Source organism: Salinisphaera dokdonensis CL-ES53 (genome assembly GCF_040361215.1).
Taxonomy (GTDB): Bacteria; Pseudomonadota; Gammaproteobacteria; order Nevskiales; family Salinisphaeraceae; genus Salinisphaera; species Salinisphaera dokdonensis.
This window is the reverse complement of the sequence record NZ_APND01000007.1, coordinates 1-23,084: the sequence shown is the minus strand read 5'-3', so window position 1 is coordinate 23,084 and position 23,084 is coordinate 1. Positions and strand designations below refer to the sequence as shown.

Sequence of the window (23,084 nt, the reverse complement as noted above, 5' to 3'; positions counted from 1 at the left end):
GCACATCAACGCGCGACAGTAAATATGAAGGCAACGATCGACTGGCAGGGTCAGCTGCAGTTCTCCGGCACCGCAGACAGCGGCCACCAGCTGACCATCGACGGCCCGCCCGACATCGGCGGCGAGAACGCCGGTTTTCGCCCCATGGAGATGATTCTTCTCGGTGTGGGTGGCTGTAGCGCCATGGATGTCATGCACATCCTCAAGAAATCCCGTCAGGATGTGACCGGCTGCCGTATCGAGGTGGATGGCACACGGGCGAGCACTGACCCGAAAGTGTTCACCGATATCCACCTGCAGTTTTTCGTGTCTGGCCGCGACCTTAACGACAAACATGTCGCCCGCGCCGTCCAGCTGTCGGCAGAGAAATACTGCTCGGCCTCGATCATGCTCCAGGAAAGCGTCAACCTCACCCACGACTACACGATCGAGACCGCGGACTGAGGCTTGCCCGCCTAGGCGCTCCAGGCGCCAGGCGGCCCCACGCTGGCACCATGCTTGACGCCAGCGCATGGGTACGGATACTGCGCTCCTTCGATCGGCCCGCATCGCGAATACGCCATGGATAAACTGCGCCTGCACGGCTTCAACAATCTCACCAAATCGCTGTCGTTCAATATCTACGACATCTGCCATGCACGTACGCGCGAGCAGAAAAAAGCGTATATCGCCTATCTGGATGAGGTGTTCAACGCGGATCGGCTTACGCAGATCCTGACCGAGGTTTCGGACATCATCGGCGCGCATATCCTCAATATTGCGCGCCAGGACTACGAGCCGGAAGGCGCGAGCGTGACCATTCTGATCGCCGAGGAGGCCGCCTACGACGGCCCCACTCCGGATGCCGTGGTTGGCCATCTCGACAAGAGTCATATCACGGTCCACACGTATCCCGAGTTCCATCCGGATAACGGCATCTCCACGTTTCGTGCGGATATCGATGTCTCGACCTGCGGCCTGATCTCGCCGCTCAAGGCGCTGGATCATCTGATTCACAGCTTCGAGTCCGACGTGGTTTCGATGGACTATCGCGTACGCGGCTTCACCCGCGACGTGGACGGTGTGAAGCACTTCATCGATCACGAGATCAACTCGATCCAGGATTACATTCCGGAAGACATCCGCAACCGCTACCAGATGATCGACGTGAACGTGCTCGCCGAGCGTATCTTTCATACGAAGATGCGACTCACCGAGTTCTCGCTCAACGACTATCTGTTCGCCGAAAAAGCCGAAGATCTCTCCGAGGCCGAAGCCGCCGAACTCACCGACCGGATCGAGGCCGAGGTCAACGAGATTTTCTACGGCCGCAACTTCGCCAGCGACGGTAGCGCCAGCACGAGCTGAACAGGTCTCTGCACGGTTTCGCCGTGCCTCGACCGGCGCAATCGGCGCGTCTATTGCTTGTCCTATCGCGTGATGTGTTCTGATCGTGTTTCAGTAGCCTTGCCGACCCGATAAGAGACGCCCATGGAATTGCGCGCGGACCAGTTCCAGCGACAGCTCGACAACCAGCCGCTGGCCCGTTGCTACCTGCTGGCCGGCGACGAGCCGCTACAGGTGCTCGAGGCCGCGGACGCGTTACGGGCAACCGCCCGCGCCCAAGGCTTCGACGAACGCGAAGTGCTGCATGCCGAACCCGGCTTCGACTGGGGCCAGCTGGCCAGCGCGGGCGCGAGCCTATCCCTGTTCGCCGACAAGCGCCTGCTCGAACTGCATCTAACCGACAAGGGCCCGGGCAAGCCCGGCAGCGCGGCAATCACCGAATACGCCAAGAACGCTCCGGACTCGACCCTGCTTCTCATCATCGCGACACCACTGGCCGCGAGTGCGCGCAAGAGCGCCTGGTACAAGGCCATCGTGAAGGCCGGGGTCGCCATGTACGCCTGGCCGCTGCCTGGCGCACGCATGGTGCAATGGGTGGAACAGCGCGCTCGCGGGAACGGCCTGACCTTGAATCGCGATGCAGTCGCACTGCTCGCAGAGCAGACCGAGGGCAATTTGCTTGCGGCCGCGCAGGAAATCGATCGGCTGGCGTTGCTGCACCCCGATGAAATGATAGGCGCGGCGGAGATCGAGGCTGCCGCCAGCGATCACACCCGCTTCGGTATCTTCGACCTGCCGGCCAAGGCCATGGCCGGCGACGCGGCCGGCGCGCTACGCACCTTGTCGCGACTGCGCGCCGAGGGCGTGGACGCCGTGCCCATCACCTGGGCGCTGGTTCGCGAGATCCGCATGCTTTATCAGGCCGCGCTCGCGGCGCGCGCCAACCGGCTGGACGCGATGCTGGGCAAGATCTTCATGCCGCCCGCGCGCAAGCGCCAGCTTGGCGAAGCAGCCGGCCAGGCAGATCCGGCCCTGCTTGCCGATCTGCTACGTCGCGCGGCCCGGCTCGACCAGATCAACAAGGGAGCGGCTGCCGGCCGGGCCTGGGACGAACTGATAACATTGACCCTCGGACTTTCGGGTAAACCCGTACGTCAATCCGCCATACTCGCAAACCGCCCCTGAATTCAAAGGATCATGAGCGCCAACCTAAGCGACCGCGACAACAACGATTCCCGCGTCGACCGTCAGATGCAGGCCATGGGCAAGCGCGCCCGCAAGGCGTCGCGCACCATGGCCGCCGCCGAGCCGGGGGCCAAGAACGCCGCATTGTTCGCGATCGCGGAAGCGCTGATCGCCAATCGCAGCGCGATTCTCTCGGCCAACGCCCGCGACATGCGCGAGGGCCGCGACGAGTTGGACACCGCCCTGCTGGAGCGCCTCGAGCTCAATGAAAAGCGCATCGAGCAGATGGCCGAAGGCCTGCGTCAGGTCGCGGCCCTGGCCGATCCCGTGGGCGGTATCACCGATCTGAACTATCGCCCTTCCGGCATTCAGGTCGGCCGTATGCGCGTGCCGCTGGGCGTGATCGGCATCATCTACGAATCACGGCCTAACGTGACTGCCGACGCCGCGGCGCTGTGCCTGAAATCAGGAAATGCCGCGATCCTGCGTGGTGGCTCGGAAGCCGCCCACAGCAATCAGGCGATCGCGTCCTGCATCAGTCGCGGGCTGACCGACGCCGGCCTGCCGGCCGATGCAGTGCAGGTCGTCGAGACCACCGATCGCGCGGCGGTCGGCGCGTTGCTGCGCATGCCCGACTACGTGGACGTGATCGTGCCGCGCGGCGGCAAGGGCTTGATCGAGTTCGTGTCCAGGAACGCGCAGATGCCGGTCATCAAGCATCTCGACGGCGTCTGCCATGTGTTCATCGATGAGGCCGCCGATATCGAGAAGGCGATCGCCATCGCGGTGAACGCCAAGACCCAGCGCTATGGCACCTGCAACACCATGGAAACGCTGCTGGTCGCGGAACCCGTTGCCGGGAAAGTGCTGGAAGCGCTATCCCAGGACCTGCGCCAAGCGGGCGTCGAGCTGCGCGGCTGCGAGCGCACCCGCAAGCTGCTCGGGCCCAGCATCAAGCCGGCCAACGATTCGGACTGGGCCGAGGAATACCTCGCGCCGATCCTCGCGGTGAAGATCGTCGATGACATGGACGAAGCCATCGACCATATCGAAACCTGGGGTTCGCACCACACGGACGCCATCGTCACCGAGAACGTGACGCGCGCGCGGGCGTTCATACGTGCCGTCGATTCGTCATCGGTCATGGTCAACGCCTCCACCCGTTTCGCCGACGGCTTCGAATACGGGCTCGGTGCCGAGATCGGCATCTCCACCGACAAACTGCACGCGCGCGGCCCGGTGGGCCTGGAAGGCCTGACCACACTGAAGTACGTCGTCTTCGGCGACGGCCACGTTCGCTAGATCGGCGCTCGCGGATGCACGTTTTTCATAAAGGACGCTCATGAACAACCGTCCGGTGGGTGTCCTGGGTGGCACCTTCGACCCTGTCCATAACGGCCATCTGCGCCTGGCCATGGAAATGGCCACCGCACTCGACATGGAACATGTGCGCCTGGTGCCCTGCGCGCGCCCGCCGCATCGCGGCGCGCCGACGGCATCACCCGGCCAGCGGGCAAAATGGATCCGTGTGGCCGTAAGCACCGAACCGCGCCTGCGTCTGGACGACCGCGAACTGCTGCGCGACGGCCCGTCCTATACCGTGGACACGCTGGCCTCGATGCGTGCGGAGATGCCGGATACGCCCCTGTGCCTGATCATGGGCCGCGACGTGTTTGCGAAACTGCCGCAATGGCATGAATGGGAGCGCATCTTCGACAGCGCCCATATCGTGCTCATCGATCGTCCCGACATCGACGCGCAGCTCGACCCAAAAGCCCTCGAGGCCCTGGAACAGCGCGCGGTCAGCGATCTGCAGGTATTGCATGACACGCTGGCCGGCCATATCTACACCTATACGCCACCGCCGCTTGCCATCTCGGCCAGCTATATCCGCGAACTGCTTGGCGAAGGCCAGAGTCCGCGTTATCTGTTGCCGACAGCGGTACTCGACGACATCATGGATGCAGGCGTTTATCAGCCCCAACCGGCCACGGCCGCGAGTCAATGAATTTACAAGACGAATCCGACAAAGCGAAAACGACGAACACGCAGAACAGCAAACTGCTGGATCTGGCCATCGAAGCCGTCGACGAGCTCAAGGGCGAATCGGTCCAGGTTCTCGATGTGGCCGCGTTGACCACCATCGCCGATCACATGGTGATTTGCAGCGGCCGTTCGGCCCGGCACGTCAAGCGTCTCGGTGAGACCGTGATCGCCCATGCCAAGGAAGCCGGCATCAAGCCGCGGGTCGAAGGGCTGACCCAAGCCGAATGGGTGCTCATCGACCTCAATGGCGTGGTCGTACACATCATGCAGCCGGTCACCCGCGCCTATTACCAGCTCGAAAAGCTCTGGGACATGGACGCGATCACCGGCGAGACCCCGACCGCCCACTAACGGGCGCAGGGTTCGCATATGCGGATTCGCCTGCTGGCCGTGGGCCGGCGCATGCCGGCGTGGGTGGACACTGCCTACAACGACTACGCACGGCGTCTGCCGCACGAATGCCGGCTCGATCTTACCGAGATAACGCCCGGCAATCGCCAGGGCAAGAGTAAGGGCAAAGCCAAAAACGCCAGCACAGATCGCGCGATCGCCGACGAAGACCGCCGCATCTGCGACAACCTCGATGGCGACCTTGACGTGATCGCGCTAGCGGTCGACGGCAAGCCCTGGTCCACCGAGCAGCTCGCGGCTCAAATGCGCGAATGGATGGCCGATGGCCGTGATCGCGCCCTGCTCGTCGGTGGCCCCGAAGGACTCGGCCCCGAGAGTCTGGCCCGGGCGAATCGGCGTTGGTCGCTGTCGCCGCTGACGCTGCCGCATCCGCTGGTACGCGTGATTCTGGCCGAACAATTGTTTCGCGCACACAGCATTCTCACCGGCCATCCCTACCACCGCGGCTGACCCGAAACCGCGCACCACGCCAGCGCACAGTGCTTGCAGGCGCACAGCTGCTGCGCCGACAATCAAAGTCATGGCACTGAATCAGCAAATATTGTCGGTCGTGATCGCGGCGCAGAGCGCCGTCCGATGAGCGCCTCCAGCATGGCCATGCCACGCACGGAAGAGCCGCGTATCGAGATCCTGGTCAATGTCTCGACCGGCGAGACGCGCGCTGCGCATCTCGAGAACGGCGTACTCCAGGAGATCCACGTTCAGCGCGATGCCACCGGTAGCGTGGTGGGCAACATCTATCTCGGCAAGGTGCAACGCGTGCTGGCCGGCATGCAGGCCGCCTTCATCGATATCGGTCTGCCGCGAGCGGCCTTCCTACAGATTTCGGACATGGTCCGCCGCACCGCGGAAACCCAGGATGTCGCCCCGCGTATCCAGAACCGTCTGAGCCAGGGCGATCGCGTGCTGGTGCAGGTATCCAAGGATGCGATGAGCACCAAGGGCGCCCGCCTGACCACGGATCTGGCGATCCCGTCGCGGTTTCTGGTCTACATGCCTTACAACCCCCGTATCGGCGTATCCGCGCGCATCGAGAACGAGGACGAGCGCGAACGGTTGAGCAGCACGGTGGACAGTATCCGCGAGGAACTGGGCCTGACCGGCGGCTTCATCGTGCGTACCGTCGGCGATGGCGCCCCGCATCATGCGCTGGCCGCGGACATGCGTTTTCTTGCCACGGTCTGGAACGACATCCTGACGCAGAGCCGCATCGTCGAGCCCGAAAGCCTGCTCTACGGCGATCTCGCGCTGCCGATCCGGATGCTGCGCGACATGCTCACGCCGGATGTCGCCGCCATAACAATCGACGATGAAGAAGCCTGGCGCGAGATGATCGGCTTTACCCGGCGGTTCGCTCCCGAGTTCACCGATCGTGCATTGCACTACACCCGTCCGATACCCCTGTTCTCTCAATACGGCGTGGAAGAAGCGATCGAGCGTGCTCTGCAGCCCAAGGTGCCGCTCAAGTCCGGTGGTTTTCTGATCATCGAACAGACCGAGGCGATGGTCACAGTCGATGTGAACACCGGCGGCTATGTCGGCACCCGCAGCCTCGAGCAGACCGTGCTACGCACCAATATTGAGGCCGCCAATACGGTCGCGCGCCAGCTGCGCCTGCGCAATCTGGGCGGCATTATCGTGATCGACTTCATCGACATGGTCGATTCCGCGCACAAGGAACAAGTGCTGGCCGCGCTCAAGGAAGCGCTCGATGCCGACCCGGCCAAGACCACCGTCGGCGACATCTCGCCGCTGGGGCTGGTCGAGGTCACCCGCAAGCGCACCCGCGAATCACTGCAACAACTCATGTGCAGCGCCTGCGAGGCCTGTAATGGCCGTGGCTTCATCAAGACCGGCGAAACAGTCTGCTTCTCGCTATTCCGGGAGATGAGCCGACTCGCCCATGCCCGGGCCGCCGAAGAACTGCTGATCCTGGCCGCACCCGACATCATCGGCCTGCTGCTCGACGAGCTCTCGGGCGCCTTCAGCGCCGTATGCGCAGACACCGGCCTATCGGTAAGACTGCAGGCAGAACAGCTGTATACGCCGGAACAGTTTGATCTGGTGGTGATGTAAGCTGTGGCGTTCGTGCCGCGCGTCCGTCCGGCCCGTGTTTCATGCATGCCCGCCGGGCGCCATACGTGCCTACCTGACCGCCGATCCACACGTCCATGCCCGCCAGCCGTCTTCTGATCAAACGCACGTTCGTGATCGCGCTGGCCAGCGTGGTGATCCTGGCCGGTCTACTGGTTGGCGGCGTACGTCTGATCGACCATCTCATGCCCGGCTACCGCGAGGCACTGGCCGAGCGCATTGGCGGCCGCATAGATGCGAATATCGATATCGGCGCAATCGAGCTGCGCTGGCAGTGGCGAGGTCCGCTGCTGGAACTTGCCGATGTACGCATCGTGCGCCGCGGCAGCGAAAAGCCCGCTGTCACTCTCGACAGCCTCGGCCTGCATTTCTCCTTCAACGACCTGATAAACGGCAAGCGACTGCCCGACGGGCTCGTGCTCGAGCGTCCCGAGTTGGCTCTGCGTCGCGGCGAAGACGGCCGGCCGCAGGTCGAACACTGGTCGCGCCCGGGCGACGAACCCCTCGACTGGGGTGGCGTCAACGATGCATTGCAGATGATGCATTCGGTACAGGTCGACGACGCGCGTATCACCCTGCGCGACGACGCCCTGCCCGAAGGCCAGGCAGTGATCGAGCAAGCCAACGCTTCGATCGTCCACGGCGAAAACGGCTACGACTGGCAAGCCAGCGCGAACGGCCCCGACTGGTTCGAAAGCATCGACGGCGAGGGCCGCTTCAGCGGTACGCTGCCAGTCGTCGACACGGCCGATTTCTCCTTATCCCTGTCCGGCGTCCAGGCGCTGATGCTCGCGCGCACCGCCGAGCTGCTCGGCCCGAATCTCTCCGAGCGCCTGTCCGGCGGCGAGCTGTCGACCACCGTCGAAGGCCAATGGCGGCACGGCCGGCTGACCACCGCACAGGCCGATATCGATCTCGCGGCGGTCCGCGACAGCGACCACGACGAGCCGCTGCTGCCCGAGCTATCCACCACGCTCAAGGCCGCGGGCATGCTTGAATCGGCGACAGCGACCGCCGGAGTCGGCGCTGGCCCGGACGATTTCAGTATCGTCGTGTCGCGACTGGAAGGCGCGCTCGACGGCCTCGACGCGTTTTCCCTGACCGGCGCCGTGGATATCGATGAGCCATCTCTGCAGCTGGATGCCCGCCACGTACCGGTGCCGCTGGCACTGCGCCTGGCACGGCTGAAGTTCGAGCGGCTGGCCCGTTCCGAGATCGACGCCCGGGTCGACGATCTGAGTTTCGCGATCGGCGCCGATACGCCGGCCCGCCTCGCCTTCGATTTCAAAGACCTGTCGATCGCCGACCCGGCCGTGACCGTTGGGCCGCTGGCCGGCAGCTACTACCAGCAGGCCGATACTCACCGTCTGACCTTCTCGAATGCCGGCGGCACGCTCACGGTGCCGCGTTTTCTGCGTGGCGAGCTGCCCCTCGACGATCTCGACGGCGAGTTGAGCTGGCGCGAGAACGAAATCGGCTGGCAGGTCGATGCGCGCACGTTGAAAGTAGCCAGCGGCGAAGCCCAGCTTCAGGCCAGTGGCAATGTGACCCTGCCACGCAACGGCGCGCCGAAGGTGGATATCGACGCCCGTGCCAGCGCGCCGGAGGCCGCCCGTCTGCTGCAATACATCCCGCAAGCCGAAGATCTGCCCAACGAACGCCTACGCGACTGGCTGCCCAAGGCGATCACGGCCGGCACGCTCGACAGCGCACGCCTACAGATCGCCGGCGCGCTCGATCGCTTTCCGTTCGAAGACCCGCGCGAAGGCGAACGCTTTACGCTGGAGTTGACCGGCCACGGTGTGGACGTGACCTACAAGGACGATTGGCCCGCGCTCGACAATGCCCGCGGCAAGCTCGTGCTCGACGGCGACGATCTGCGCGTCGATGTCGCGGAAGCCGCGATGCTTGGCGTCGCGCTCGGCCCGGCTACCGGCCGAGTCGCCAACGTGCGCGAACCCGTACTGCTGATCGACGGCAAGGCCAGCAACGGCGAAGCGAAGAAGATGCTGTCCTTCCTGTCGAAATCGCCGCTGCGCGATCGTTTCGACAAGGTGCTCGAGGCCATCGATGTCAGCGGTCCGGCCGATCTCACCCTCGATCTGCGTATTCCCCTCAAGCCCGGGTTGGGCGATCTCGCAGTCGCCGGCACCGTCGATGCCCGCGGCGCCACGCTGCGTCAGGACGCCCTGCCGGGGCCGATTACCGGCATCACGGGTCGTCTGCGATTCGATGCGGCTGGCCTGCATGCGAAGGGCCTGCAAGGCGATATGCTCGGCGTCGCGCTGGATACCGATCTCGAGCCGGTCGGCGACGACCGCCAGCGCATCACCAGCCGCGCACGCCTGGAGCTGCCGCGCGACGGCGAAGCCGTCAGCCGCTATCTCCCCAAACCCTGGCTACGCTATGCCAATGGCGTAACGGATCTGGATGTCGCTTTCGAAGTCGCCCGCGACGGCGGCCTGTCCGATATCAAGCTCACCAGCGATCTCGCCGGCATGGCCCTGACCCTTCCCGACCCGCTCACGAAGCCGGCCGGCAAAAGCGCGCCGCTGGCGATTACCATCGCCGGCAACGCGTCGCGGATCGATATCGACTACGACCAGCGCGCCGACGTCGACGTGCGCCTGGTCGACGGCAAGACCACGCGGGTGCAGGCGATATTCAACGATGAGACGCTTGAAGCGCCCGACGTCGACGGCATCTGGATCGGCGGGCATACCGACTCGGCCGATGGTCTCGGCTGGTTCACCGTCGTACGAGATCAGGTTCAGGCGGCGCTGGACAAGGCCGCTGCCGGCGGTAGCGCCTCCGCACTCGAGTTCACCGGCGGCGATCTGACGGTCGGCGAGCTGAACCTCGATAACCGCTATTTCGAGAATGCCCAGTTGCGCGCCCAGACCATGTCGGCCCAGCCGGGCTGGCGTATCGATTTCGAAGGCCCGAACACGCAAGGCCAGGTCACCTGGACCCAACCACGCGGCGGCAATATCAACATCGCCGGCAATCTCGCCAAGCTGGCGCTGAAGACCCGTGACGACCCGCCGGCACCGGCCGAAGACGACGAGAGCACCGTGATGTGGGAGGGCGTCAGCCCGGTGGATCTGCCCCATCTGGATATTTTTGTCGGCAACGTGCTTGTCGACGCCATCGATTTCGGCACCGCCGAGGTCAACGCCAGCGCGTTGCCGAACGGCTGGCAGCTGGACCGCTTCAAGCTCAGCGACGGCGCACTCACCGGCTGGGCCACAGGCCAATGGTTGCGTGACGACGGCATGACCCGCGCCACCGCCCAGACCCGTCTGGAGGGGCACGGCCTGTCCGGCCTGTTGCGCTCGCTGGGCTATGCCTCGACCGTAAGAGCCGAGACGGCCCGTATCCACGCCCGCCTCGACATCGCGCCCAATCCGGCTGGCCTCGACCTGCGCGCACTGGATGGCGACGTGCAAATCGCACTCGACGACGGCACGTTCACGGCGGTCGAGCCGGGGGCTGCGCGCGTGCTCGGGCTCGTCAACCTCTATGTGCTGCCGCGACGACTGCGGCTGGACTTCCGTGACGTGGTCGACGAAGGGCTGGCCTTCGACAAGGTGCGCGCCAACTTCAAGATCGACAACGGCGATGCCTACAGCGACAGCGTGCGCATCGAAACGCCGTCTTCGAAAATCGTCATGAGTGGACGTATCGGCCTCGCCGACCGCGACTACGACGAACAGGTGCAGATCACGCCCAAGGTGGGCAGTGGCGTGACCATCGCCAGCACCGTGCTGGGCGGGCCACTGGTCGGCGCTGCGGTGTTTGCGATGCAGGAATTGCTCAAGAAACCGATCCAGAAATTCTCCAGCATCACGTATACCCTGAAAGGCAGCTGGGACGACCCGCGCATCGAGGAACCTCGGGCCGAGGAATGACGTCGAAAAGGGCATTGTTTCGGCCCTGAAGCACCGTTACACCATCGCATTCGGACAACCCATGACAGCCGCCGACTCCAACAATCCCCTGATTGCCGCCATTCAGATGAATTCGCTGGGCGAGGTCGCGCCCAATCTCGCGCGCGCCGACGACCTGCTCGCGGATGCCGCCAAGCGCGGCGCGACACTTGCGGTGCTGCCCGAGAATTTTGCGCTCATGGGCGCCCGCGAGACCGACAAGCTCGGCGTTGCCGAACCCGATGCCACCACGCCCGAGGCCGCCGACGCCGCGACGCCGATCCAGGATTTCCTGGCCCGCGCCGCGCGCGACTACGGCCTGTGGATCGTGGCCGGCACGATTCCCATCGCCAGCCACGAGCCGGATCGCGTGTATGCGGCCTGCTGTGTCTACAACGACAGCGGCGAGCGCGTCGCCCGTTACGACAAGATCCATCTGTTCGATGTCGGCGTGCCGGACTCGGCCGAGGCCTATCGCGAGTCGGCGACGTTCGTGCCCGGTCTGCCGGAACCGCTGGTCATCGACACACCCTTCGGCATGCTCGGCCTGAGCGTGTGCTACGACCTGCGCTTTCCCGAACTCTATCGCGCCCTGTCGGCGGCGGGCGCGGAGATCATCGTCGCGCCGTCGGCATTCACCCATACCACCGGTAGCGCCCACTGGCACGTGCTGACCCGCGCCCGCGCAATCGAGAACCTGGCCACGCTGATCGCGCCGAACCAGTCCGGTCATCATGCAAGCGGGCGGCAGACCTATGGCCACAGTCTGATAGTGGACAGCTGGGGCCAGGTCCAGGCCGAGGCCACGTCCGATGCCAACGAGGTCGTGATCGCCACGCTCGATCGCAAGCGTATCCAGACCCTGCGTGAAGGCTTTCCCTGCCTGACGCACCGGCGTCTGTTCTAGTTTCTGCCCACGGAGAAAATCCCATGGCCCGACAGATCCAGTTCGCCCAGACCGGCGGCCCCGAGGTACTCGAAGTCGCCGACGTCACCCCGCGTGATCCCGGCCCCGGCGAGATCCGTATCGCCAATCGGGCGGTCGGCCTCAACTTCATCGATATCTATATCCGCAGCGGGCTCTATCCCGCCAACCTGCCCAGCGGTCTGGGCACAGAGGGCGCAGGTGTGGTCGATGCAGTCGGTGACGGCGTCGACGATTTCGCCGAAGGCGATCGCGTGGCCTACGCCCAGGGCCCGCTCGGCGCCTATGCCGATTTCATCACCATGGATGCGGAGAAGGCGATCGCCCTGCCCGAGGCGATCGATTTCGAAACGGCCGCTGGCGGCATGCTCAAGGGCCTCACGGTCCAGTACCTGATTCGCCAGACCTATGCGATCGGCGAAGGCGACACGATTCTGTTCCATGCGGCCGCCGGCGGTGTCGGCTCGATCGCTTGCCAGTGGGCGCATGCGCTGGGCGCGCATGTGATCGGCACAGTATCGAACGAGGACAAGGCCTCCATCGCCCAACGCAACGGCGCCTGGATGACGATCGACTACACCCGCGAATCCGTGCCCGAGCGCGTACTCGAACTCACCGACGGTGCCGGCGTGCCGGTCGTCTACGATTCGGTCGGCAAGGACACCTGGAGCGATTCGCTGGCCTGTCTGTCCAAGCGCGGGCTGATGGTGAGCTTCGGCAATGCCTCCGGTCCGGTCGAGGGTGTGAACCTGGTTGAACTCAACAAGGGCGGCTCGCTGTTCGTCACCCGCCCGAGTCTCGGCGGCTACGCCGACACGCGCGAGCGCTTCGAGATGATGTGCGACGACTTCTTTGCCGTGCTCGAATCGGGCGAGGTGAAGATCAATATCGGCCAGCGTTTCGGTCTCGAAGAAGCCGGGAAAGCACAGGAAGCGTTGGCCAACCGGGAGACCACCGGCTCGACGATCCTCACGCTCTGAGTCCTAGCGTGTCGAGACGCTGCGGCCCGGTTCACAAACCACCGCAGCATTAGGGTTGGAGCCGATCATGACGCATTCACCCGAGATCAGGATTAGAAACGCCATGGCGGCCGACGCATCGAGCGTGGCCGCCATCGTGTAATCCACGTATCAGGGCTATATCGAAAGACTGGGCCGCGCGCCGGCGCCGGTGCTTGTCGACTACGAGCAGGCCGTCGCCGATGGCAGCGTGTACGTGGCCGCGCATGGCGCAGCCATCGCCGGCCTGGTCGTGCTCTCCGACAGCGATGCCGGTTTCATGCTCAACAACCTCGCGGTCGCGCCGGACTGCCAGGGTCAAGGCATCGGCCGGCTTCTGATCGAGTTCGCCGAAAACCAGGCTCGGGCACGCGGTCATGACCATATCGCGCTCTATACAAAAGAAAAGATGACAGAGAACATCGCCCTGTACGGGCGACTCGGCTATATCGAAGTCGCGCGCCGCTGCGAAGCCGGATACCGGCGGGTCTATATGGTCAAGCCGCTCCGCCCATGAGGCGCTCGGTGTTAACCTGACGGCATGAACAATGCCATCGACATCGCTTCCGATACCCTGCTCGGCACCGCCGGCATCGACGCGTCGCAGCTGCAATCCACGCTGGGCGCGCTCATGGTGCCGGGCGTCGACTACGCCGATCTGTACTTCCAGATTCTCAAGAACGAATCCTGGATGCTTGAGGACGGCGTGGTGCGCAGCGCCGGGGCTTCGACCTCGCAAGGCGTGGGCGTGCGCGCGCTCGCCGGCGAACAGACCGGCTTTGCCTATGCCGACGAACTCGCATTCCCGGCACTGACGCAGGCCTCCCGGGTCGCTTCCGCCATTGCCCGCGAGGGCAAAAGCGCGACCGCCAATGCGCTGACCCGCCGCGACGGCGCCGGGCTGACCCGCTATGCGCCGATCGATCCGGCCGCCACGCTGGACGCCGACGCCAAGGTCGCCCTGCTCCACCACGCCGACAAGATCGCGCGCGACGCCGACGATCGCGTTGTACGCGTGACCGTGTCGCTGGCCGGCTCGTCCGACACCATGCTGGTGGCCGCCTCCGACGGCACGCTCGCAGGCGACGTGCGCCCGCTCGTGCGGGTTAACGTGATGGTGCAGGTCGAGGAAAACGGCATGCGCGAATCCGCCAGTGCCGGCGGCGGCGCACGCATGGGCTACGACTATTTCAGCTCGGCCAAGGGGCAGGCCATTGATCGCGTGGCCGGCTATGCCCGCGAGGCCGTACGCCGCGCGCTCGTACGCCTGCACGCCGAACCCGCGCCGGCCGGCAGCCTGCCGGTGGTGCTCGGCGCCGGCTGGCCCGGCGTGCTCCTGCACGAAGCCGTGGGCCACGGCCTGGAAGGCGACTTCAACCGTCGCGGCTCGTCCAATTATTCCGGGCGTATCGGCGAAAAGGTCGCCTCCGACCTGTGCACGATCGTGGACGACGGCACGCTCGACGGCCGCCGTGGCTCGCTGGCCATCGATGACGAAGGCAGCCCCGCGGCCTGCAACACCTTGATCGAGAATGGGCGCCTGGTCGGCTATATGCAGGACAAGCAGAACGCACGCTTGATGGGCATGCAGCCCACCGGCAACGCGCGCCGCGAGTCCTATGCGCATACGATCATGCCGCGCATGACCAATACCTATATGCGGCCCGGTCACAGCGAACCAGGCGATATCATCGGCTCCGTCGACAACGGCATCTACGCGGTGAACTTCTCCGGCGGCTCGGTGGATATCACGTCCGGCAACTTCGTGTTCTCGGCCGACGAGGCCTACCGCATCGAAAACGGCAAGATCGGCGCACCGGTGAAAGGCGCAACGCTGATCGGCAACGGCCCCGAAGTGCTCGAACGCATCTCCATGGTCGGCAACGACATGGCGCTGGACGAAGGTATCGGCGTCTGCGGCAAGAACGGCCAGAGCGTGCCGGTCGGCGTCGGCCAGCCCACCCTTAAGGTGGATTCGATCACCGTCGGCGGCACCCAGCAGGGTTAGCCAGCGCCACGCGAGCAGGTCGATCGATGGGCCGTCGTAACCCGGCACGCCGCCGCCCGCGCGGCGTCGAAAGCACGATTCGCATCATCGGCGGCGAATGGCGCGGCCGGCGCCTGCCCGTGACGATCGCCGAAGGCCTGCGCCCGACGCCGGACCGGGTGCGCGAAACCCTGTTCAACTGGCTGGCGCCGCGCATCGAAGGTGCGCGCTGTCTCGACCTGTTCGCCGGCACCGGCGCACTCGGTATCGAGGCCCTGTCGCGCGGGGCGGCCCATGTGCAGTTCATCGACAGCGACCGCGAGGCCATCGCCTCCATCCGGCGCACCCTGGATACCCTCGGCGCCGGCGAGCGCGCCACGCTTACACAAGGGGATGCGCTGTGCACGCCGCTCGGCACGTCGGGGTCTCGAATTGCCCCCGAAATAGTATTCATCGACCCGCCCTTTGCCGGCCATCTACACGGCGCGGCGCTGGATGCGATCTTCGCCGCGCTGGCCCCGAATGCGCGCGTCTATCTGGAATATCCGGCCGCGGACCAGGCCACGATCGAATCGCTACTGGCCGGACGGGCCCGCATTCTGCGCGAAAAGCGCGCGGGACAAGTCGGCTACTGCCTTGCAGAGCCGAGCGGCGACGGCGAAGATGAGCGCCAACCTCAGACCCCATAAGAGTTACGCAGCGCTTGCCGCGCGCCTGACAAGAATCAAGGAGAGCGATGTGCGTTTGGCACAGATACTGACGACGTCCATGACACCGCCCGGACTCAGGATCGCAGGAGCAGCAAGCGCATGACCGACGGCAAGAAAGTACGCGCGGCGTATACGGGCACGTTCGATCCGATCACCAACGGCCATGCCGACGTGATCCGCCGGGCGGCCGGCATGTTCAGCGAACTGATCGTGGCCGTGGCCAGCAACGCCAGCAAGAAATCGATCTTCGATCACGAGGAACGCTGCGAACTCGCCAAGCAGGTGCTGGCGGATGTCGACAACGTGATCGTGATGCCGGTCACCGGTCTGATCGTGGATTTCGCACGCAAGAACGAAGTGCGCGTGTTGGTGCGTGGCGTACGCGGCGTCGGCGACTACGAATACGAGAAACAGATGGCGGTGATGAACCGACACTTGGCGCCCGAGGTGGACACCATCTTCCTCGCGCCCTCTCCCGAGTACGCGCATATCTCGTCGACCCTAGTGCGCGAGATCGCATTCTTGGACGGCCGCATCAGCGGGCTCGTGCCCAGCCTGGTCGCCGACAAGCTGCACGAAAAGACCGGCGGCTGAAGAATCCCTCCAGCGCTAAACTCGGCGCTGGAGCGCAACGATTCGAGGCGGTATCGTGATGATCCGTCTCACGTTTTTTCGGTACTGCCCATGCCTGCCCGGCTCCGGTTAATCGCCTGCGCGGCGCTCGTCTCGTTTTTGCCGCTAAACGTCGCACATGCTGCGGACGACACCCCGCCCGCACCGGCAGTCGCCAGCGCGCACCCGGCGGCCACCGCCGCCGGTATCGCCGCGCTGGAAGCCGGCGGCAACGCCTTCGATGCCGCCGTGGCGGTCACTGCGGCTCTGGCTGTGGTCGAACCGCAGGGTTCGGGTCTTGGGGGCGGCGGCTTCTGGCTGCTGCACGACGCCCGCGAAGATCGGGACGTGATGATCGATGGCCGCGAGGAAGCGCCCGGTGCCGCCACCCGCGAGATGTACCTCGACGATAAGGGCAACTTCGTCCAGGACCTGTCGCGAAACGGCGCGCTTGCCGCCGGCATCCCCGGCGAACCCGCGGCGCTGGTGCATATCGCCGAGAGATACGGAACGCTCGATCTGGCCACCACGCTGGCGCCGGCCATCCGTCTCGCGCGCGACGGCTTCCGCATCAACAACCACATGCATCAGCTCGCGCAGTACCGCAAGAAAACGCTCGCCAAGCATCCCGCAAGCGCCAAGCTAATTCTGGATGAGGATGGCGAACCGCTGGTACCGGGCGAAGTCCTCAAGCAACCCGATCTTGCGAACACCCTGCAGGCACTCGCCGACAAAGGCCGCGACGGGTTCTACGATGGCGATATCGCCCGTCAGCTGGTCGAGGCCGTACGCAGCGCCGGCGGCATCTGGACCCGTCAGGACTTGCTCGACTACGACATCGTCGAACGCGAGCCGATCCGTGGCACCTATCGCACACCCAGCGGCGAATACGAGATCATCTCCGCCGCGCCGCCCTCGTCCGGCGGGCCGGTACTGGTCGAGGCGCTCAATATCCTCGAAGGCTTCGACTGGGGCGCGCTCGACGACGTGCAGCGCCGCCACGTCACCATCGAGGCCATGCGCCGCGCCTACCGCGATCGGGCCGTGTACCTGGGCGATCCGGACTTCGTCGACATGCCGATCGAACGGCTGACCGACAAGAACTACGCCGCCGGCCTGCGCGTGGGCATTCGGACAGATCGGGCCACGCGCAGCGACGAAATCGCTGGCGTGACCGCCGACCACGCCAACGGTCGCCACACCACGCATTTCTCGGTGATCGACGCCGAAGGCAACCGGGTGTCCGCCACGCTGTCGGTGAACTTCCCGTTCGGCTCGGGCATGGTCGCGGCCGGCACCGGCGTGTTTCTCAACGACGAGATGGATGACTTCTCGGCCAAGCCGCTTACACCCAACGGCTATGGCTTGGTTGGCAGCGAAGCCAACGCCATCGCCCCCGGCAAACGGCCGCTGTCGAGCATGTCACCAACGTTCGTGGTGGGCGAAGATCGCGAGATCGCTCTCGGTACGCCCGGCGGCAGCCGTATCATCACCATGGTGCTGCTTGGCATACTCGACTTTGCTCACGGCGGCGATGCCGCAAGCGTGGTGGGCACGCCGCGCTATCACCACCAGTACCTGCCCGATCACGTCGAGTACGAACCGGGCGCGCTCTCCGCGGAAACTTTGGCCGGCCTGAAGAAACTCGGTCACAAGTTCGAGAAGGTGAATCGCCACTACGGCGACATGCATGCCGTTATCTGGAACAAGGCTGAGGCGACGATGGACGCTGCATCCGATCCGCGCGGCATCGGCTGTGCGGCGGTCGGCCAGCAGGCGCCGATCTGCGAGCACGAGTCGCGTGATGGCGAGGTTACGGCTTCCGAGTAAAAGGACGCCATCGAGATAAGAGATAAAGCCCGAAAGCTTCAAGCCACGAGGCTTTCGGCACTTACGAGTTCGAAGCACCTTTTGTTTCGCACTGCTGTGCGACTCACTTTCTTTTGCTTGTCCAAAAGAAAGTAAGCAAACAAAAAGACACCCGGGCACGGCGCCGGCTACGCCGGTGCACTCCGATGCTCGCGGCAAAGGGATGCGGCCAGAACTCGGATCGCTTTGGCGATCCTCAAACAGCTGGCCGCACCGGCGCAGTGCGCCGGACACCCTTCACCGCTGCGCGTCTCCGTCGGCGTGCAACGGGGCCCGAATACAGACACCACACCAAAAGCGAAAACCACTGAACCTGCCGAGCCGAAATTCAGCTCGCGACTCCGTTTTCGTCGGATTAGGCAGCTGCCTAATCCGACGCGAAGAGCGCGACCTTGAGCGAGCGACAGCGAGCTTGTCTGTATTGGGGCCCCTTAGGCGTAGCGCCGAGCAGCGGAGGCCGGCCGGGATGAAGCAGCCGGATGTTTGAGCGTTAGCGAGTTCCGGCTGCGCCCGGTCGGGCGAGCAGCGCAGGGCATCGGCGCGTAGCGCCGACGCAAGGCGGGGTGTCTTTTGTTTTGGTGACTTTTATTTGGACAAGCAAATAAAAGACACTCGCACAGCAGTGCGAAACCCCAAGTCAAAATTCACCCAAGGAACTAATCTAGGACTCGCGGATTCAAGCCGCGAATTTTTCGGCACTCACGAAGAAGGCGAACCACGCCCAAAGCCTGACCCGATATACGAAGAGCGAAACGAGCCTTGAGCGAGCGATAGCGAACTTGTCTATATTAGCGAGCACTGCAGCACAGGGAGTCATGCCCGCAGCGGATTTTAGGCGTTCACTACTATGGACTTACCGAGAGTAACTACACGTCGCCCCGAAGCTGTTTTACCGCTGCACGAAGCATACCGTGTAGCGCCGTGGCCCAAAGTACGAACTGATCTTTGGGATCAAGCTCGCGAAGCGACCGATATTCCCCACCAGTGTCAAGCTCGCTTCTTGTGCTCTCATAAACACGATGGGCTATCACCTTATCCTCAGGTGAGAGTGATTTATACAAGTTATCGACGCGATCTTTCGTGAGCTTTTGACCTACATTATGAGCAAATGCGTTCCGTAACTTCCCGAATGCTAAAAGAGGGCTTCTATGCTGCTCTTTTAAGCCAAGCGCTATAGCCAGATTAACTCGTTGGTGATACTCGAGCTGAGCTTTCTCCAGATACTCCATATCAACAACGAGCTGACTTAGAACTTCGTTAAGCCACGCCTCGATGTGTATATGAGCGCGAATAACGACGCCCAACTCATCCTCGCCAACTAAATCTTTAACGAACGTGTCCTGATCGATCATGGTGGATTCTCCGCCGATGAATCGCTAAGGATCCTGAGACCCGCCAAACAGAGCTTTGGCATTTCTCCTGATGGCCTTATCTGCCAATCCAAGCGCTTTCGTGCGCTAAACCGTATCCACCGGCCGCGAAGTCACCAACCCTTCACGCCCCTCGGGCACGCCAAAACGCTCCCGCAGCCGTGCCGCTTCATCAAGCACTGAGTCCTTCGCGGCGACTTCCAACATCTCCCGCTCCCGATCCAACCGCCGAATCTCAGCCTTCGGCCATTGGTCGCGTTCTTCGCCGCGCGGCATAGTCGAGGTGGAAAGAAACAGGCTGTAGATCGCCGGGTAGTCGTCCTGCCCGTTGCCCGGCGCATACCAGTGGTCAAGCAGCACCTTGAGACGGATCGCGCCTTCGGAGAGATTCAGCTCGCCGGTCAGCAGGCTGTCCGAGATGATGGCGATACTGCGTGACAGGTCCGCCTCGGTTTCAGCCAGCACACCGGCGTTATGCGCCTCGCGGACTTTCTTTTGGTTCAACAGGCGCCACCAAAGCCAGCCCGCATAGCCGGCCAGCGCCAGTACGATAATCGTGGCGAGCGTTCCGAGAAGCATCATCACGGGTTAGCGGCGCCCCTCACGGCCATTGCCGTTACCCGGACGCAGGGCGTACTGCTCGGTGATATCGATGGTCGCCAGCCCGGCCCGATTGGTCGGGCGGAAAAGTACGATCTGGATCGCGCGATCCGGATAGCTGAAATACACCCGCGAGGTGCTCGCATCGCCGCTTTGACCGGTATCGGTACGCACCGCGGGGGTGTCGCCATCGTTCGGCGCCCGCGAGAAGGCCGAGATGAGCCGCTCTATAGCGACTTCGCCGTCTTCACTGCGGAACGAGCCGAGATTGCGGCTGACACGCGTCAGCTGGTTGTCGCGGATCGTGATGGTGCCCACGGGCTTGCCGTAGGTATCACGCCCGACGATCACCGGCCCCTTCTTCGGAAACAGCATGTACTGGCCGTCCACTTGGGCCGGCACGATATTGAAGTGGGCGTTGGCGATGGCCAGCGTATCGGCGCGTGTCGCACCAAGTTCCAGCGTGGTGCCGCCGATCGACACGCTCAGCGCAGCCATCGCGAACGGTGCGACGCAGAGCGCCAACAAGCCGAACGCGGCGTAGGTCCATTGGTTTTTATTCATATTGTCATCTCGTCGTTGCCCCATCCCGCGACATTGCCTGTATGAAGCACTATGCCTGCAGCGGCCCGCTCGAGCGAACGGGCCGCATAGGCAACGACGCGATGGGCGCCGCCATGGGTGCGGGTTAGGCCGCGCCCTTGGAGACGGCCAGCAGCATCTGGTTCATACGGCGCACGAAAGTGGCCGGATCATCCAGTTCACCGCCTTCGGCCAGCACGGCCTGTTCGAACAGCAGCTGCGAGAAGGCTTCGAATTCTTCCTCGCCCTGTTCGGAGGCCAGCTTGTCGACCAGCGGATGGGTCGGGTTGATCTCCAGATGTGGCGCCTGGTTCGGCATCGCCTGGCCGGCTTCCTTGAGGATGCGCTCGAGATGGCCGGATATGCCGTTCTCGTCAGCGACGAGACAGGCCGGCGAATCGGTCAGACGGTGGGTGACGCGCACCTCGTTGACCCGCTCGCCGAGTGCGGTCTTCACGCGCTCGACCAGATCCTTGGACTCTTCCTCGAGCTTCTTCTGCTCGGCCTTCTCTTCCTCGGTCTCGGCCTCGCCGAGATCCAGCGCGCCCTTGGCGACCGAGGCGAATTCCTTGCCTTCGTACTCGGTCAGGTGCGCCATGACCCACTCGTCCACGCGGTCGGTGAGCAGCAGCACCTCGATGTCCTTCTTCTTGAAGATCTCGAGATGCGGGCTGTGCTTGGCCTCGGCCAGCGTGTCCGCGGTGATGTAGTAGATCTTTTCTTGCCCGTCCTTCATGCGGGCGATGTACTCGTCCAGCGACACGCCCGGATCGGCGTCCTGATCGGTGGTCGTCTTGAAACGCAGGAGCTTGGCGATCTTGTCCCGGTTCTCGTTGTCCTCGACGATGCCTTCCTTGAGCACCTGACCGAACTCGTTCCAGAAGGTCTTGTACTTCTCGGGCTCGTCGTCGTCGCGGGCCATGGACTCGAGCAGGCCGAGCACCTTCTTCACCGAGCCGGCGCGGATCTTGTCGAGCAGCTTGTTGGACTGAAGAATCTCGCGCGAGACGTTCAGCGGCAGATCGTTGGAATCGATCACGCCCTTCACGAAGCGCATGTAGCGCGGCATGAGCTTCTCGGCGTCGTCCATGATGAACACGCGCTGCACGTAGAGCTTCACGCCGTGCTGCTTGCCCTGCGGATCGAACATGTCGTAGGGCGCGCGCTTGGGCACGTAGAGCAGCGAGGTGTATTCCTGCGAGCCTTCGACCTTGTTGTGGGTCCAGGTCAGCGGATCTTCGTAGTCGTGGCAGGCGTGCTTGTAGAACTCGGCATAGTCCTCATCGGAGATTTCCGACTTGGACTGGGTCCAAAGTGGCGCGCCGCGGTTGACCTGTTCCCAGCCGGCTCCTTTGCCCTCTTTCTCGTCTTCTTCCGACAGCTGCTCGCGCATCTTGATCGGGAAGGCGATGTGGTCCGAATAGGTGCGCACGAGATGACGTAGGCGATAGTCGTCGAGGAACTCGTCCTCGCCTTCGCGCAGGTGCAGCGTAACTTCGGTGCCACGCTTGGCTTTTTCGACCTCTTCCAGCGTGTACTCGCCGCCGCCGTCCGAAATCCAACGCACGCCGGTGGACTCGCCGCCACGGCGCGTATCGACCACGACCTGGTCGGCCACAATGAAGGCCGAGTAGAAGCCGACGCCGAACTGGCCGATGAGATGGGCGTCCTTCTTCTCGTCGCCCGAGAGCGAGTCGAGGAAGGCCCGGGTGCCGGACTTGGCGATGGTGCCGATGCGGTCGATGACCTGGTCTCGGGTCATGCCGATACCGTTGTCACCGATGGTGACGGTACGCGCTTCCTTGTCGTAGTCGATCCAGATCTTGAGTTCCGGCTCGTCCTCGAAGAGGGCGTCGTTCTTCAAGCCCTCGAAACGCAGGGTGTCGAGCGCGTCGGAGGCATTCGAGATCAGCTCGCGCGCAAAGACTTCCTTGTTCGAGTACATGGAATGGATCATCAGCTGCAGCAGCTGCTTGACCTCGGCCTGAAAACCGCGCCGTTCGGCATTTGCGCCTGCGCTGGCCTGCCCCTGATTCTCGGTATTCGCTTCGTTCTCGCTCATGGCTCGTCTTCGGTTGTCGATTGGGTAGATGACCTGTGGCGCCCTCGCCACCCTTTGGCTGCGTAATGCGGTCTGGGGCTGGTGTTTTCAAGTTTCGCTGGGCGGCGGAGTCGATGTTTCGCTCTGCGAGTCCGACCATCGGTCAACGCGGATTCTCGCAAGCACGACGGTCAGCAAGACGATAACTGGGCTCTTCGTTTTTTCAGGACTCTATTGGCTTGGTGCCAAACACCGGAGGCCAATCGTTAGGGCGTGCTCGGTGGACGAATCAGGAATGGCTGGCTTTGGGCCGCGAGTCTTTCGGCACTCACGAGTTCATAGGACCTTTGGTTTCGCACTGCTGTGCGACTCACTTTCTTTTGCTTGTCCAAAAGAAAG

General features: G+C 63.7%; 21 protein-coding genes. 16 read left to right on the top strand and 5 right to left on the bottom strand.

Annotated features, from left to right (window positions below; genetic code table 11):
* Positions 1-24: 24 nt before the first annotated feature.
* From SADO_RS16580 to SADO_RS16530, 11 genes are all read left to right on the top strand, one after another.
* Positions 25-444: an OsmC family protein gene (locus SADO_RS16580; RefSeq protein ID WP_353113441.1), complete on the top strand. Its 420-nt coding sequence runs from the start codon at positions 25-27 to the stop codon at positions 442-444.
* Positions 445-561: 117 nt separating this feature from the next.
* Positions 562-1,347, top strand: coding sequence for an adenosylmethionine decarboxylase (gene speD, locus SADO_RS16575; protein ID WP_353113439.1), 786 nt, complete (start codon positions 562-564; stop codon positions 1,345-1,347).
* Between the two features lie 123 nt (positions 1,348-1,470).
* Complete coding sequence (gene holA, locus SADO_RS16570; protein ID WP_353113437.1) at positions 1,471-2,511, top strand: DNA polymerase III subunit delta; 1,041 nt, start codon at positions 1,471-1,473, stop codon at positions 2,509-2,511.
* Positions 2,512-2,523: 12 nt separating this feature from the next.
* Positions 2,524-3,813: a glutamate-5-semialdehyde dehydrogenase gene (locus SADO_RS16565; RefSeq protein WP_353113435.1), complete on the top strand. Its 1,290-nt coding sequence runs from the start codon at positions 2,524-2,526 to the stop codon at positions 3,811-3,813.
* 40 nt (positions 3,814-3,853) lie between these two features.
* Positions 3,854-4,519: a nicotinate-nucleotide adenylyltransferase gene (nadD, locus tag SADO_RS16560; protein WP_353113433.1), complete on the top strand. Its 666-nt coding sequence runs from the start codon at positions 3,854-3,856 to the stop codon at positions 4,517-4,519.
* Positions 4,516-4,908 carry a ribosome silencing factor gene (gene rsfS / locus SADO_RS16555; protein WP_353113431.1) on the top strand — a complete coding sequence of 131 codons (393 nt, stop codon included), beginning with the start codon at positions 4,516-4,518 and terminating at the stop codon, positions 4,906-4,908. The genes nadD and rsfS overlap by 4 nt, the downstream gene beginning before the upstream one ends.
* An 18-nt stretch (positions 4,909-4,926) precedes the next feature.
* Positions 4,927-5,418: a 23S rRNA (pseudouridine(1915)-N(3))-methyltransferase RlmH gene (gene rlmH / locus SADO_RS16550; protein ID WP_353113429.1), complete on the top strand. Its 492-nt coding sequence runs from the start codon at positions 4,927-4,929 to the stop codon at positions 5,416-5,418.
* Between the two features lie 126 nt (positions 5,419-5,544).
* Complete coding sequence (locus tag SADO_RS16545; protein ID WP_353113427.1) at positions 5,545-7,044, top strand: Rne/Rng family ribonuclease; 1,500 nt, start codon at positions 5,545-5,547, stop codon at positions 7,042-7,044.
* Between the two features lie 95 nt (positions 7,045-7,139).
* Positions 7,140-10,973, top strand: coding sequence for a YhdP family protein (locus tag SADO_RS16540; protein ID WP_353113425.1), 3,834 nt, complete (start codon positions 7,140-7,142; stop codon positions 10,971-10,973).
* A gap of 61 nt (positions 10,974-11,034) precedes the next feature.
* On the top strand, positions 11,035-11,898 hold the full coding sequence (locus SADO_RS16535) for a carbon-nitrogen hydrolase family protein (RefSeq protein WP_353113423.1): 864 nt from the start codon (positions 11,035-11,037) through the stop codon (positions 11,896-11,898).
* A gap of 23 nt (positions 11,899-11,921) precedes the next feature.
* Positions 11,922-12,896 (top strand): quinone oxidoreductase family protein, encoded by a 975-nt coding sequence (locus tag SADO_RS16530; protein WP_353113421.1) that lies wholly within the window; start codon positions 11,922-11,924, stop codon positions 12,894-12,896.
* A 3-nt stretch (positions 12,897-12,899) separates the two neighbouring features.
* Here the strand turns inward: SADO_RS16530 and SADO_RS16525 are convergent, their stop codons facing one another.
* Complete coding sequence (locus SADO_RS16525) at positions 12,900-13,031, bottom strand: hypothetical protein (protein ID WP_353113419.1); 132 nt, start codon at positions 13,029-13,031, stop codon at positions 12,900-12,902.
* A 55-nt stretch (positions 13,032-13,086) separates the two neighbouring features.
* On the opposite strand from SADO_RS16525, the gene SADO_RS16520 reads away from it, so the two are divergent.
* From SADO_RS16520 to ggt, 5 genes are all read left to right on the top strand, one after another.
* Positions 13,087-13,431: a GNAT family N-acetyltransferase gene (locus tag SADO_RS16520; protein ID WP_353113417.1), complete on the top strand. Its 345-nt coding sequence runs from the start codon at positions 13,087-13,089 to the stop codon at positions 13,429-13,431.
* Positions 13,432-13,455: 24 nt separating this feature from the next.
* Positions 13,456-14,922 (top strand): metalloprotease TldD, encoded by a 1,467-nt coding sequence (gene tldD / locus SADO_RS16515; protein ID WP_353113415.1) that lies wholly within the window; start codon positions 13,456-13,458, stop codon positions 14,920-14,922.
* A gap of 26 nt (positions 14,923-14,948) precedes the next feature.
* Positions 14,949-15,590, top strand: a complete 642-nt coding sequence (gene rsmD / locus SADO_RS16510) for a 16S rRNA (guanine(966)-N(2))-methyltransferase RsmD (protein ID WP_353113413.1) — start codon at positions 14,949-14,951, stop codon at positions 15,588-15,590.
* A 120-nt stretch (positions 15,591-15,710) separates the two neighbouring features.
* On the top strand, positions 15,711-16,205 hold the full coding sequence (gene coaD / locus SADO_RS16505; protein ID WP_353113411.1) for a pantetheine-phosphate adenylyltransferase: 495 nt from the start codon (positions 15,711-15,713) through the stop codon (positions 16,203-16,205).
* A 90-nt stretch (positions 16,206-16,295) separates the two neighbouring features.
* Positions 16,296-18,053: a gamma-glutamyltransferase gene (gene ggt, locus SADO_RS16500; protein ID WP_353113409.1), complete on the top strand. Its 1,758-nt coding sequence runs from the start codon at positions 16,296-16,298 to the stop codon at positions 18,051-18,053.
* Positions 18,054-18,958: 905 nt separating this feature from the next.
* On the opposite strand, the gene SADO_RS16495 is transcribed toward ggt, so the two are convergent.
* The 4 genes from SADO_RS16495 to htpG form a co-directional block, all read right to left on the bottom strand.
* A complete protein-coding gene (locus SADO_RS16495) occupies positions 18,959-19,444 on the bottom strand; it encodes a hypothetical protein (protein WP_353113407.1) in 486 nt (161 codons plus the stop codon).
* 105 nt (positions 19,445-19,549) lie between these two features.
* Positions 19,550-20,044, bottom strand: a complete 495-nt coding sequence (locus SADO_RS16490) for a DUF2489 domain-containing protein (RefSeq protein WP_353113405.1) — start codon at positions 20,042-20,044, stop codon at positions 19,550-19,552.
* Between the two features lie 6 nt (positions 20,045-20,050).
* A complete protein-coding gene (locus SADO_RS16485) occupies positions 20,051-20,626 on the bottom strand; it encodes a hypothetical protein (protein ID WP_353113403.1) in 576 nt (191 codons plus the stop codon).
* Positions 20,627-20,750: 124 nt separating this feature from the next.
* Entirely contained in the window at positions 20,751-22,706 is a 1,956-nt protein-coding gene (gene htpG / locus SADO_RS16480; RefSeq protein WP_353113401.1) for a molecular chaperone HtpG, read from the bottom strand.
* Positions 22,707-23,084 lie beyond the last annotated feature (378 nt).

Coding starts and splice junctions, on each gene's coding strand:
- coaD (WP_353113411.1), top strand. CDS start 15,711: ATGACCGACGGCAAGAAAGTACGCGCGGCGTATACGGGCACGTTCGAT.
- SADO_RS16565 (WP_353113435.1), top strand. CDS start 2,524: ATGAGCGCCAACCTAAGCGACCGCGACAACAACGATTCCCGCGTCGAC.
- SADO_RS16540 (WP_353113425.1), top strand. CDS start 7,140: ATGCCCGCCAGCCGTCTTCTGATCAAACGCACGTTCGTGATCGCGCTG.
- speD (WP_353113439.1), top strand. CDS start 562: ATGGATAAACTGCGCCTGCACGGCTTCAACAATCTCACCAAATCGCTG.
- SADO_RS16545 (WP_353113427.1), top strand. CDS start 5,545: ATGAGCGCCTCCAGCATGGCCATGCCACGCACGGAAGAGCCGCGTATC.
- tldD (WP_353113415.1), top strand. CDS start 13,456: ATGAACAATGCCATCGACATCGCTTCCGATACCCTGCTCGGCACCGCC.
- htpG (WP_353113401.1), bottom strand. CDS start 22,706: ATGAGCGAGAACGAAGCGAATACCGAGAATCAGGGGCAGGCCAGCGCA.
- nadD (WP_353113433.1), top strand. CDS start 3,854: ATGAACAACCGTCCGGTGGGTGTCCTGGGTGGCACCTTCGACCCTGTC.
- SADO_RS16490 (WP_353113405.1), bottom strand. CDS start 20,044: ATGATGCTTCTCGGAACGCTCGCCACGATTATCGTACTGGCGCTGGCC.
- rsfS (WP_353113431.1), top strand. CDS start 4,516: ATGAATTTACAAGACGAATCCGACAAAGCGAAAACGACGAACACGCAG.
- ggt (WP_353113409.1), top strand. CDS start 16,296: ATGCCTGCCCGGCTCCGGTTAATCGCCTGCGCGGCGCTCGTCTCGTTT.
- SADO_RS16525 (WP_353113419.1), bottom strand. CDS start 13,031: ATGGCGGCCACGCTCGATGCGTCGGCCGCCATGGCGTTTCTAATCCTG.
- SADO_RS16495 (WP_353113407.1), bottom strand. CDS start 19,444: ATGATCGATCAGGACACGTTCGTTAAAGATTTAGTTGGCGAGGATGAG.
- SADO_RS16580 (WP_353113441.1), top strand. CDS start 25: ATGAAGGCAACGATCGACTGGCAGGGTCAGCTGCAGTTCTCCGGCACC.
- SADO_RS16530 (WP_353113421.1), top strand. CDS start 11,922: ATGGCCCGACAGATCCAGTTCGCCCAGACCGGCGGCCCCGAGGTACTC.
- rsmD (WP_353113413.1), top strand. CDS start 14,949: ATGGGCCGTCGTAACCCGGCACGCCGCCGCCCGCGCGGCGTCGAAAGC.
- SADO_RS16535 (WP_353113423.1), top strand. CDS start 11,035: ATGACAGCCGCCGACTCCAACAATCCCCTGATTGCCGCCATTCAGATG.
- holA (WP_353113437.1), top strand. CDS start 1,471: ATGGAATTGCGCGCGGACCAGTTCCAGCGACAGCTCGACAACCAGCCG.
- rlmH (WP_353113429.1), top strand. CDS start 4,927: ATGCGGATTCGCCTGCTGGCCGTGGGCCGGCGCATGCCGGCGTGGGTG.
- SADO_RS16485 (WP_353113403.1), bottom strand. CDS start 20,626: ATGAATAAAAACCAATGGACCTACGCCGCGTTCGGCTTGTTGGCGCTC.